The sequence below is a fragment of the Anaerococcus sp. NML200574 genome, assembly GCF_026131665.1.
Classification (GTDB): domain Bacteria; phylum Bacillota; class Clostridia; order Tissierellales; family Peptoniphilaceae; genus Anaerococcus; species Anaerococcus kampingae.
The window spans coordinates 138,260-150,566 of sequence record NZ_JAMXSM010000005.1 but is presented as its reverse complement, the minus strand read 5'-3'; the positions used below and the strand labels follow the sequence as shown (position 1 = coordinate 150,566).

Below are 12,307 nucleotides of genomic sequence, written 5' to 3'. Positions count from 1 at the left end.
TAGGTCGAAAGAAAAAATCAGTATATTATCTTGATAAATCGCCCTTTTCTATAGAAAAGGGCCACCATCAATCTATAATATATTTGTATTGTAAGAAATTGAGCTACAACTTTTTGGGGGTACCATAGTCCCTTATCGGGCTCCCCCTTGCACCCCCTCCCCGTTACACCCCCAGGCGGCCCCTAAAGCGGGGAGCATGAACAGAAGCTTGCCTTCGGCAAGCCACTCTTGGTAGACAAAATTCCTTGTATTAGCTATCCATATCCTTACTGATTTTGACATTCCGATGCCTAAAAATCTCAATCTAGCCTAAATTTATGTTTTGTATACACTCTACATCTTAGTAGTTACAGAATTTTTATTTTTACTCGTGCGTCAGGAGATTTTCTTAACGGCATCTCCATTTACAAAATCTCTCGACCTTGGGAGAATGGTACTGTATTCTGAGAGAATATTAACGTCATAATAGGTTTAAGGCTCGTTTGCTCTCGCAAACATTGCAATAAGAGGAACTAGGAAAAAAGGCACTAAGACTTTCATAAATAAAATCGTAAATTATTTTAAATCAAGGAAGCGTTAAGAAAATTTTGTTGAACGAAACGAAGTGAAGTGAATCTAAATTTTTAGCTGACGAGATTTGAAATAATAGATTTTGCACAAGGATGAATAGCAGTCAGGTCTGACAAAGAAGATTGCCATGGGCAATCTTCAGTTTGCCCTCTGCAAGAGTCGCTTGCGGGGTGTAACGAAGAGGGGGTGTAAGGGGGAGGGCGATGAGGACCCATGCGAAAGGGTCCTTGGCCCTCCCCCTTTGGCGGAGTCATCAGCTTGATGACAATCATTTAATAAAAGATAAAGGTACGAAGAAAAATATCATATGATATTGTATCACTAAAAGAAAAGCTCCTTGGGGCTCCCCCTTGAGACGAAGATTCAATTGTATATAGAAATAATTCATTATGAGATAAAATAACGAAGAATTAAAGCTTATAATAATATTATCTTGGATAATAAAGCGAAAAATTATTATATTAAATAATAAAAAAGGGGTTTTAGGGGAAAGCCCCCTAAAATAATTTATCTTGGATAAAACAAGCCTTTGACTTTAGCCCCAACACTTGATATAGTTATAGTAATTGATTATTTTACAATAAGGAGAGATTTTTATGGAAACTGGGCCCTACCACAGTTTGATTACGATTTTAGTTACAATTGGATTAATTTTATTAAATGGATTTTTGACTAGCTTACATACTTCGCTTATTTCCCTTAATGGAGCTAAGCTTAGGGAGGCGGCTGAGTCAGGGGATGATAAGGCGGCTAGCCTTTTTAAGCTTGTTACCGATCAGGATAGGCTTAATCAGTCTTTTGCTATGATTAATGCTTTTTTATCCCTTACTACCCTCGCCTTTTTGGCTAAGAGGATAAGGGATATGTCTCTGCTTGCTTCCTTTATTTCAGATTCTTCTGTTTTGTTTTTTACAATTATTGCCTATATCATTATTAAGATAATTTTTGTAGACAAGATTCCGCAGAGGTTTGGGGTTAGAAATCCTATGGCCCTTTCTTCAGGGGCAAGCGGCCTTGCTAGGCTTGTTATTCTCCTTACTAGTCCCTTGGTTAAGTTTACCGACCTTATTACCAATTTTATTATGAAGATTTTTGGGATTAAGGCTAAGGATATACAAAGGGAAGTTACTGGCGAGCAGATTAAATCTATTGTCCAGATTGGAGAAGACCAGGGAATTATTCGACCTATGGAGTCTAAGATGATTCATTCTATCATGAGTTTTGATGATATCCTGGCTGAGGAGATTATGACTGCAAGGACTGATGTCTTTATGATTGATATTAATGATAAGGATAGGACTTTCCTTGAGGAGTTTGTCAAAATTAGACACAATAGGATTCCAGTTTATGAGGATGATGTGGATAATATTTTGGGTATTATCTATACCAAGGACTATCTTTTGGAGGCTACTAAGGTTGGCCTTAGTGATGTTAATATTAAAGATATCTTAAGACCGGCTCATTTTGCTCCTGATAAGATTGAAGCTGACAAGCTCTTTTCTGATATGCAAAAAAACCACATCCATATGGCTATTCTTATCGATGAATATGGTGGATTTTCTGGAGTTTTGACTATGGAAGACTTGATCGAGGAGATTGTAGGAGATATGGAGGATTCCTTTGACTATGATATTCCTGATATCAAGATTAATAACAAGAATGTCTTTGTGGTCAAGGCTTCTATTGGTATCAAGGACTTAAATGAGAAGATTCCAATTGATATAGATGAAGAAAATGAAAACTACGATTCGCTCGGCGGTTTTATTATAGATAGGCTTGGCTATATTCCAGAAAAGGATGCCAAGGAGACTATTATCTATAATGGCTACGAGATCAAAATTCTTTATATGGAAGATAATAGGATTAAGGCCTGTAGGATTCGAAAATTGAAGGAAGATGAAGATAAAAAAGAAGAGGAATAAAAAAGTCATTGCCTGTCTAGCTTTTGCTAGGTTTGTGCAATGACTTTTTTTCTATTCTTCTGCTTCTAGGTTAGGTTTTAGGATTATGGATTTTAATTTACCTTCCTGATCAAAGGCAAAGAGCAATTCTAGGTTGTCCTTATCTTTTGATACTGCTGTTATGAAGATATTTACCATGTCTTTTTTATCCTTTAGGTCTTTAAGGTTTGGGTTTGATAGGAATTGGTATTCCATGCCTGTGATTTCGCCAGCTTCATCGAAGGCCTCTTGTAAGGCTTGGTAGATTTCTTCCTTATCTGCCAAATCTGGAGTTTCCTGGTCAAATTCTTCTTTTCTTTGGTTGTAGATTAAATTTACTAGGTTGTTGGCCTTTTGGAGCTCGTCTTGGTATTTTTCTGTCATGTATTTTTGCTCTTTTTCGAAGGAATATGGGCTTATTTGATAATTTGTAAGCTTGCCATCTTTATTCCTAACTAAGATAAATTCCAAGCTTCCTTCTTCATTTATGCTTATTACCCTTATTATGGTATCATCTGTAGTCTCGCTTGTTTCGTTTGTTATAGCCTTTATTCCGCCTATGTGGCCGTAGTCATCTATCGGTTTAAAGGATGCGGCAATCTTATCATTATCCATTAGCTTTCTATAATCATCGGCTAAAAGGTTTGAAAATTCCTCGCTTCTTTTCTCATCGACAAGTCTTAGGACGCTTAAAACGAAGGCTTTGTCTTCATCTTTTATATTTTTGTCTATAAAGGTGTATTTAAGCCAAGCATCTCCTATGTCATCTTTTAGCATGACACTTTCTAGCTTATTTTCTGTATTTTTTTTTACATTAGCCTTAGGCTTTTCTTTTTTAGCACAGGCTGAAAGTGCTAGTACACATAGGCCTAGGGCTAGTAAGTTTTTAATTTTTCTCATATATCCTCCTTGAACTTATTCTTATTTTACCATAAAGGCTTGAAAAATCTTCTTTTGAGGGCCTTTCATCTTAAAATGGGCACAAAAAAGCCAATCCTTTTGGATTGGCCTTAAAATTAAAATAATAGATTTTCGTCAGAAGATTCATCACTTGATAGGATTCTTAGGTCAAGCTTAACTCCCTTATCGTGGATTTTCTTAAAGTTTGATCTATCTTCAGCATCTACAAAGACATCGTCGATTACCTTTTCTTTGCCTGGTAGTTCTCTCATGTTTCCTACGTTGATTGATTTGATATCAAGACCAGCATCTAGTAGTTTTAGGGCATCTTCTGGGCCTTCTACTAGGATTAGTACCTTTTTGCCGTCGTGGTCATCTTTTATTTTTTCGATTAGGTTTTCAACGCTTAGAAATCTTGAGTCAGCGTAAAGTGGGGTAGCTATGTTCATTAGCTTTTGTGTATCTCTATCTTCTGCTACTCTATCATTTGCTACTACTATTAGGTTAGCGCCTTCTTCTTTTACCCAGCTTCTTGCAACTTGTCCGTGTAGAAGTCTGTCGTCGATTCTTACAAATACTATTTCTGCCATTTTAGCCTCCTTGTTTATTTTGTAATGATTGCTTAATTAATTTTATAATTTCACAAATACTATATATCACTTATAATTTAATTCAAATTTATTTTTACTTAGACCATATATTTTCTGGATAGAGTCCATCATCTAGCATCTTTTTGAAGGCTTCTTGAGCTAGGGCCAAATCCTCTTTGTAGGTGATTCCTATCCATTTTTCGCTTGTTGGGATTATCGTTACTTCTGCCTTGTCACTTCTTATTAGTTCATCTATCATTTCTGGTAGGACGTATTCGCATTTTTCAAGATTGTCCTTGTTTTTTTCTAGGTATTTTATGAAGTGCTCTTCGCCTAGGTCTATAAACTTAGGGAAGGATGCCCAGAGATTCATTGATACTAAAGATTCTAGGTTAAGGATGTCAGAATCTAGATTTTCCTTTGATGAGAAGGTCTTAGTCTCTTTATCATAAGAGATTTCGTGGGTTTCTATGATTTTTACTAGCTTGTTATCTTCGTTTCCTAAAGATACTCCTCTTGTGACTGTGCCGTTGTCTGATAGGGTGTTTTTAATCTTATAGCCTGCCATGGCGATTTGAAGCTTGCCATTTTGATCCGCAGGAGTCTTTACTAAGAAGTCGTGGAGGTCTTTAAAGACTGATTTGCCATAATAATCATCTGCATTTATTACAAGAAATGGCTCTTTTACAAGGCCCTTTGTAGATAATACTGCATCTACTGTGCCCCAAGGTTTGGTTCTTGCCTTTGGAGATTCAAAGCCTCCTGGCAGATTCATATCTTGGTAGGCATATTCTACTTCGATTATTTTTTCTATCCTATTGCCTATTACTTCTTTGAAGTCTTTTTCTATGTCACGCCTTATGATAAAGACTACCTTGTCAAAGCCAGCCTCGATTGCATCAAAGATTGAATAATCTATGATTGTATAACCATTTTCATCCATCTTGGCTAGCTGCTTGATGCCTGCTCCGTATCTTGATCCTATGCCTGCGGCAAGGACCACTAGACTTGTCTTCATTATTACTCCTTTTCTTCATAACCATTTGGGTTATTTTTTTGCCATCTCCAAGAATCTTCGCACATTTCATCGATTCCATTTTCTGCCTTCCAACCAAGAAGTCTGTAGGCCTTTGAGGCATCTGCGTAGGTTCTTGCTATGTCTCCTTCCCTTCTTGGGACGATTTTGTAAGGGATTTCTCTGCCAGATGCCTTTTCAAAGGCTCTTAGGACCTCAAGGACTGAGTAGCCATTGCCTGTGGCAAGATTTATTATCTCAACACCTTTTAGCTCATCTATCTTATCACAAGCTAGGACATGGCCCTTGGCAAGGTCTACTACGTGTATATAATCCCTAACTCCAGTTCCGTCGACTGTATCATAATCATCACCAAAGACTCTTAAATAGTCAAGTTTTCCTACTGCTACCTGGGCGATGTATGGGAGGAGGTTGTTTGGAATGCCTTGTGGGTCTTCTCCAATTTTTCCTGACTTGTGGGCTCCGATTGGGTTAAAGTACCTGAGTAATACTACCTTCCAAGAAGGATCTGATGTGTAAAGGTCAGTCATGATTTGTTCCATCATTGACTTAGTCCAGCCGTAAGGGTTGGTGCATTCGCCTTTTGGGAAGTCTTCTGTTACAGGTACCTCTTCTGGGTCTCCATATACTGTGGCTGATGATGAGAAGATTATATTTTTGCATCCTACTTCATTCATAGCTGCAAGGAGGGAGAGGGTCCCTGTGATGTTGTTATGATAATATTCTAGAGGCTTCTTAACAGATTCTCCTACAGCCTTAAGGGCTGCGCAGTGGATTACCACGTCTATTTTTTCATTTTTTAGGACTTCTATGAGCTTATCCTTATCAAGAACATCTGCCTCATAGAATGTTAGCTTTTTGCCAGAAATTTCTTCGACCCTATCTAGGGCTATAGTTGAAGAATTTATGAGATTATCATAAATTACAACTCCGTAGTCCTTGGCTAAAAGTTCTACTGCTATATGACTACCTATGTAGCCGCATCCTCCAGTTATTAATACCTTTTTCATATTTCTACCTTTCTCTTATATATAATACAATTATACTATAATGTGAAGAAATTTTGAAGCTTTTAAATCCATATGAAAGGTTTAGAAAGATTATGAAAAAATAATCTTAGTTTTATTAAAATAATTTGCAAATTTTTTCCTTTTGAGTAAAATGAAATCATATATTAGACTATGAAGGGACTTTGGATAAGATTTTACCTACAGAGAGGAGCCGGAAGGTGCAAGGCTTTGATAAATTTATTCACTACCAACCCTGAGTTTCATGTGAGATAAGCATGACGTATGGCTGCGATAAGGCTTTCAATGAGTTTAAAATTAGGTGGAACCACGAATCTTTCGTCCTGATATCCCTTTGGGGTATCAGGATTTTTTGATTTTGGGCCTATCTGAAAAATAAGGAGAAAATTATGATTAAAATTAAATTACCAGACGGATCAGTTAAGGAATATGAAAGTGGAGTCTTGGTAGGAGATGTAACAAAGGATATCTCTGAAGGACTTTATAGGGCAGCAGTCGGTGCTGTTGTAAATGGAAAAGTTATGGGCTATGAAGAGCCTATCAATGAAGATAGCGACTTTAGAGTTGTTAAATTTGAAGATGCAGAAGGTAAGGAAATCTTCTGGCATACATCAAGCCATGTCATGGCTGCAGCTATCAAAGAGCTATGGCCTGAGACAAAATTTGCTATAGGACCTGCCATAGCTGATGGTTTCTACTACGACATGGACCTAGAACACAGATTTACTCCAGAAGATTTAGAAAAAATTGAAAAGAAGATGAAAGAGATTGCCAAAAAAGACCTTAAGCTAGAAAGAGTTGAAGTCTCAAGAGATGAAGCCCTTAAGCTCTTTAAGGAAGAGGGCCAAGACTATAAGGTTGAGCTTATAGAAGATTTACCAGCTGATGAACTAATCACTCTTTATAAGATGGGCGATGCCTTCACAGACCTTTGCAGGGGACCACACCTTGTATCAACAAAGAAAATTAAGGCAATCAAGCTTAAGGCTATAGCAGGTGCTTATTGGAGAGGAGATTCTGATAAGGCCATGCTTCAAAGAATCTACGGTATATCTTTTGAAAAGGCTAAAGAATTAGAAGAATACGAACTCTTACAAGAAGAAATCAAAAGACGTGATCACAGAAAGATTGGCAAGGAAATGGACCTATTTGCCTTCCATGAAGAAGGACCAGGCTTCCCATTCTTCCATCCAAACGGCATGATTCTAATGAATGAACTCCTTGATTGGTGGAGGGGTGTTCTTGATAAGAATGGTTATGGAGAAATTAAAACACCACTTATCCTAAATGAGGCCCTATGGCACAAATCAGGCCACTGGGACCACTACAAGGAAAATATGTACTTTACAAAAATAGATGATGAAGATTACGCAATCAAGCCAATGAACTGCCCAGGATCAGTCTTAACTTATGCATCTAACCAACATTCTTATAGGGACCTACCAATAAGACTTGCAGAATTTGGCCAAGTTCACAGACACGAGCTTTCAGGTACTCTTCACGGCCTATTTAGGGTAAGAACATTCACTCAAGATGATGCACACGTTTATTGTCTTCCAAGCCAAATCAAAGAAGAAGTTTACAAAATGATTGACCTAGCAGACCTTCTTTACTCAACATTTGGTTTTAAATACACAATAGAATTATCTACAAGACCTGATGACTTCATGGGAGATATCAAAGATTGGGACTTTGCTGAAGACCAACTAAAGGCTGCCCTTGAAGAAAGAAATATAGAATATCAAATAAACCCAGGCGATGGTGCCTTCTATGGTCCAAAAATTGACTTCCACCTACTAGATGCTGCTAAGAGAGAATGGCAATGTGGTACAATCCAGCTTGACTTCCAATTACCAGCCAACTTCAACCTAGAATATGTAGATGAAGATGGTTCTAAAAAACGTCCAGTAATGCTCCACAGGGCCCTACTTGGTTCTGTCGAAAGATTTATCGGTGTCCTAACAGAACACTTTGCAGGAAGATTCCCACTTTGGATTAACCCAAGACAAGTAACAATCATCCCTGTAGCAGATAGGTTTGCAGATAAGGCAAATGAACTAGCAGACAAAATCAAAGAAGCTGGCTTTAGGGTAAATGTAGACGCAAGAAGCGAGGGAGTAGGCTATAAGATTAGGGCTGCTCAAATGATGAGAGCAAACTACATGCTAGTAGTAGGCGAAAAAGAAATCGAATCAGGCCTACTAACTGTAAGAAACAGAGACGGCGAAGAAACTAAAGATGTCAAAGTAGAAGACTTCATCTCACAAATTTCTAAGGAAAGAGATGAAAAATCAAGGGAATCTATCTATTAATATGACCTATAATGCTATAATCCTAGGCACAGACCACAACTCCTACTCGGTGGCCAGGTCCTTTTATGAGGCCTATGGCAAAAAGCCAATAGTCGCAGGATCTGCAGTCCTTGTGCCCTTCTATAAGTCAAAAATAGCAGATATATATACAGCAAAGGACTTTTCATCAGATGATGAGGTCTTTGTCAAAACCCTAAATGATTTGGCTAAGGAAAGGGATGAGGAAGATTTTATCTTCTTCGCCCCAACAGAGCATTATGTAGACTTGCTCCTAAGAAATATAGATAAGCTTGACTTTTCTTATCGAGTTCCTTATCCAAATCCAGAAGAAGCTGCTAAACTAATCAAAAAGTCTGAATTTTACAAGCTTTTGAAAAAATTTGGCCTACCATACCCTAAGACCTTTAGGGCAGCAAGGGATAATTGGAAGGACCTAGACCTTGATGGCGAGCTTTTCCTAAAGGCTGATGAATATGATGATTTCATAGCAAGCGATATAAAAGTTAAGCAAAAAGGCTACCATGTAAAGGATAAAAGAAAAGCCCTAGATGTTTTAGAAAATATCTACGACAGTGACTACCAAGGCCATGTCATTGTCCAAGAATTTATCCACGGTGGCCAGGGTAGCGAATATTCCCTAAACGGATATAGGGCAAAGGATGGGTCTATATCAATGGTACTAGCTAGAAATCTCCTATCAGACATGCGTCCTATGTGGGTAGGCAACCACCTAGTCCAGGTTGACCATGACGAAAAAGCTATGTATGACCTAGCAGAGGAAATTGTGACTAAGATATCTTATGAGGGTCTTTTCAATTTAGACTTTAAAAAAGATAGCCAAAGTGGTAAGATTTATATCCTGGAGATGAATATTAGACAAGGCAGGACCTTCTATTATTCAACCCTAGGCGGGGTCAATCTCATAAAGATAGCTACAGATGATTTAATTTTAGGCAAATCTGTTAGCGAGAGGACCAAAAGGCCTTTTATGCTTACAGCTATCAACAAGGATGTGGCAAGAAGCCATGTAGATCCTTCACTATTAGAAGAGTTTGACAAGAAAGAAAGAAATGATAACTCAGCCATCCACATCATAAACAAGATGGATGATGGTTTTATGAGAAGTTTGAAAGTTAAAGAAGCCCTAAAAAGGCAAGAAAAAGAATTATTTGACTAAGCTTGAAGAGATAGAAGCAAAAAAATGCGGCTATCTCTTTATCTTGTAAAGAAAACAAAAGGAGGTTTTATGAGCGAAACAAAAGTTACAGAAAACAGAATGGGGACCATGCCTGTTGGCAAGCTTCTTTTCTCTATGTCTTTGCCGATTATTATTTCGTTTTTGGTCCAATCAGTTTATAACCTGGTCGACTCAATATTTGTGGCAAGGCTATCTGAAAAGGCCCTAACAGCAGTATCCTTGTGTTTTCCGGTCCAGAATATAATGATATCTGTGGCAGTTGGTATAGGAGTAGGATCTGCAGCCCTTATTTCAAGGTATTTAGGAATGAATGATAAGAAAAGGGTAGGCCAAATGGCAACTCACGGCTTGATTTTAGCGGTACTTGCGGCAGGAATATTTGTTTTATTTGCTATATTTTTTACATCCTTTTATGCAAGTAGCCAGTCCAAAGATCCGGAGATAATTAGATATACAGAGGAATACTTATCTACTGTTTTGATATTTTGTGGCGGGGTATTTTTTCAGATATTTTTTGAAAAGACCCTTCAATCAACAGGAAACACAGTCTACACCATGATTACTCAGGGTACAGGTGCCATCATAAATATAATCCTTGACCCAATCATGATTTTTGGCCTACTTGGTTTTCCAGCCATGGGTGTAAGGGGAGCTGCCCTTGCGACAATCATTGGCCAAATGGGTGGAGCCCTTGTTGGTGTTTATTTCCACACCCATAAAAATAAGGAAGTTAATTTTGAATTTCACAAGTTCCGCTTCCATGGAGATATCCTAAGTCAAATATTTACAATAGGCCTTCCATCAATAATAATGAGTGGTATCGGTGCTTTTGTCCTATTTTTTATGAATGCCATGCTATATGGGTTTGGGTCATCTGCAGTAGCTGCTTATGGTATTATGTTTAAGCTCCAGTCCTTTGCCTTTATGCCAATGTTTGGTATATCAAATGCCCTTCTTGCCATAGTTTCTTTTAACTTTGGAGCAAGAAATAAGGAGAGGATAAAAAAAGCAATCAGGCTTTCTATGACAGCATCTTTTGCGATTGTTGGCCTATCAATAATACTTATGTGGGTCTTTACCAATCAGATTTTCGACCTCTTTGCTGCTACTGATGTCATGAGAGAGATTGGTGTACCAATGGTTAGGATAGTTTCCCTATCCCTTATAATTTCTATCCCATCAGTGGTTGGGGTAGGTGGGGTCTTCCAGGCCCTTGGCAATTGGAAGTTTCCAATCTTCCAGTCTTTCTTAAGACAGGTAATAATACTCCTTCCTATATTTTACCTATTTACAAAAACAGGCAGACTAAATATAGCTTGGTGGGCCTTTGTAATAAGTGAATTTATAAATTCCACCTTCTGTGTTTACTTCCTAAAGAGAGATATTAGAAATAAAATTGATGTATTATAAAATTTAGCCCTTAGGGGCTATTTTTTTTACAAAAAAACTAGCAAGGAATCTTTATGATTTGCTTGCTAGCTTATTTTTAGAATATTTACTTGTCTTCTTTTGTAGCAGCCTTATAGATTTCTTCTAGGTAGCCTACTGTGTTATTGAGGGTTGCACCAGTTACTGCATCTACTGGTTTGCCATTTTCGTTTGAATCTATTACTTCTTTGATTTCTTCTGGAGTCTTGCCTACTACGAATTCTTCGATTGCCTTGTAGTTTTCGTCAAGATTTTTAGTAGCCTTAGCCATATCCTTCATCATCTTTGAATATTCTTCGTTGTTTTCAAGTTTGCTTGAAAGTTTCTTTGCAGGATCTGCGTAGTTTTCGCCGAATTTCTTATCAGAGTTTGGTACTCCAGCATCTGCGATGTATTGAAGTTCATCTATGCTTGCTGCGACAATTTTGCCATCTTCTACTACTACAAATGTATCTGTTACAGCATTATTTGCACCAGCTGTACCAAAGAATTGTTGAAGTTTGATTTTTGCAGGATCACCTTCAAAGGCAACTGCATTTTCAGATTTTTCAGCTGTGTTGATGATTGCTTGTAAGTAGCCTTTTGTATCTACAAGTGTAGCTCCTGTTACAGCATCGATTGCCTTTCCATCTTCAGCGCCATCTACTACTTCTTTAAGCTCATCTATGGTTTTGCCTTTAGCGAAATCTTGGATAGCTTTGTAGTTATCAGCGATTGATACTGTTGATTTAGCCTTTTCTGTCATAAGCTTAGAATAAGCTTCGCTATTTATAATTTTTGAACCAAGGATTTTGCCTTCTTTTGCACCTTTTTTGAATTCTGTGTCAGAATCTTGGTTTGGAAGGGCTACGAAATCTGATCCTTCGTCAAAATATTGGAATTCATCGATGCTTGCATCTACGATTTTTTCGCCATCAGTTACAACAGCAACTCTAGCAAAGGAGCCTTCTCCGTGAGGAGCTTCTAGGCTACGTCTTAGGACAAGTTTGCCCTCAAAGTTTGCCTTTAAATCCTCTACTTTATCTTCTGCTGCATCTTTGGCATCTTCAGCGGCATCCTTTGCATCTTCAGCAGCATCTTCTGCCTTATCTTTTGCATCGCTTGCAGCATCCTTAGCTTCTTCTGCTACATTTTTTGCCTTTTCACCAGCATCTTTTGCTGCTTGGTTGCCACATCCAACAAAGACTAGTGAAAGAGCAAGAGCTAGGCTTGCTAACTTAATTTTGTTTGTCATTTTTCCTCCTATAACATTCATTCATGCAAGTGGTTTGCGTTTTACTTGCAAATGTTTACCGTTTGACTATA

The 12,307-nt window shown here is 37.9% G+C and carries 9 protein-coding genes; 4 read left to right on the top strand and 5 right to left on the bottom strand.

Features of this window, described 5'->3' with window-relative positions; translation table 11 throughout:
* Positions 1–1,166 precede the first annotated feature (1,166 nt).
* Positions 1,167–2,492: a hemolysin family protein gene (locus tag NH286_RS04430; protein WP_106461291.1), complete on the top strand. Its 1,326-nt coding sequence runs from the start codon at positions 1,167–1,169 to the stop codon at positions 2,490–2,492.
* 51 nt (positions 2,493–2,543) lie between these two features.
* Here NH286_RS04430 and NH286_RS04425 read toward each other — a convergent pair whose 3' ends face one another.
* The 4 genes from NH286_RS04425 to galE all read right to left on the bottom strand — a co-directional run bounded on the left by NH286_RS04425 (position 2,544) and on the right by galE (position 6,046).
* Positions 2,544–3,410 carry a hypothetical protein gene (locus tag NH286_RS04425; protein WP_265237215.1) on the bottom strand — a complete coding sequence of 289 codons (867 nt, stop codon included), beginning with the start codon at positions 3,408–3,410 and terminating at the stop codon, positions 2,544–2,546.
* A 116-nt stretch (positions 3,411–3,526) separates the two neighbouring features.
* Complete coding sequence (locus NH286_RS04420) at positions 3,527–4,000, bottom strand: PTS sugar transporter subunit IIB (RefSeq protein ID WP_265237213.1); 474 nt, start codon at positions 3,998–4,000, stop codon at positions 3,527–3,529.
* 94 nt (positions 4,001–4,094) lie between these two features.
* Complete coding sequence (locus tag NH286_RS04415; RefSeq protein ID WP_265237211.1) at positions 4,095–5,018, bottom strand: nucleotidyltransferase family protein; 924 nt, start codon at positions 5,016–5,018, stop codon at positions 4,095–4,097.
* A 2-nt stretch (positions 5,019–5,020) separates the two neighbouring features.
* The gene (gene galE, locus NH286_RS04410; protein WP_265237209.1) at positions 5,021–6,046 is read right to left on the bottom strand and encodes a UDP-glucose 4-epimerase GalE; all 1,026 of its coding nucleotides are present in this window, start codon (positions 6,044–6,046) and stop codon (positions 5,021–5,023) included.
* A 407-nt stretch (positions 6,047–6,453) separates the two neighbouring features.
* Here galE and thrS point away from each other — a divergent pair, with 407 nt between their 5' ends.
* The 3 genes from thrS (at position 6,454) to NH286_RS04395 (ending at position 10,984) form a co-directional block, all read left to right on the top strand.
* Positions 6,454–8,376, top strand: a complete 1,923-nt coding sequence (gene thrS / locus NH286_RS04405) for a threonine--tRNA ligase (protein ID WP_265237207.1) — start codon at positions 6,454–6,456, stop codon at positions 8,374–8,376.
* The gene (locus NH286_RS04400) at positions 8,348–9,553 is read left to right on the top strand and encodes an ATP-grasp domain-containing protein (RefSeq protein WP_265237205.1); all 1,206 of its coding nucleotides are present in this window, start codon (positions 8,348–8,350) and stop codon (positions 9,551–9,553) included. The genes thrS and NH286_RS04400 overlap by 29 nt, the downstream gene beginning before the upstream one ends.
* A 69-nt stretch (positions 9,554–9,622) precedes the next feature.
* Positions 9,623–10,984, top strand: a complete 1,362-nt coding sequence (locus NH286_RS04395; protein WP_265237203.1) for an MATE family efflux transporter — start codon at positions 9,623–9,625, stop codon at positions 10,982–10,984.
* 85 nt (positions 10,985–11,069) lie between these two features.
* On the opposite strand, the gene NH286_RS04390 is transcribed toward NH286_RS04395, so the two are convergent.
* Positions 11,070–12,236: a peptidoglycan-binding protein gene (locus NH286_RS04390; RefSeq protein WP_265237201.1), complete on the bottom strand. Its 1,167-nt coding sequence runs from the start codon at positions 12,234–12,236 to the stop codon at positions 11,070–11,072.
* Between the last annotated feature and the right edge of the window lie 71 nt (positions 12,237–12,307).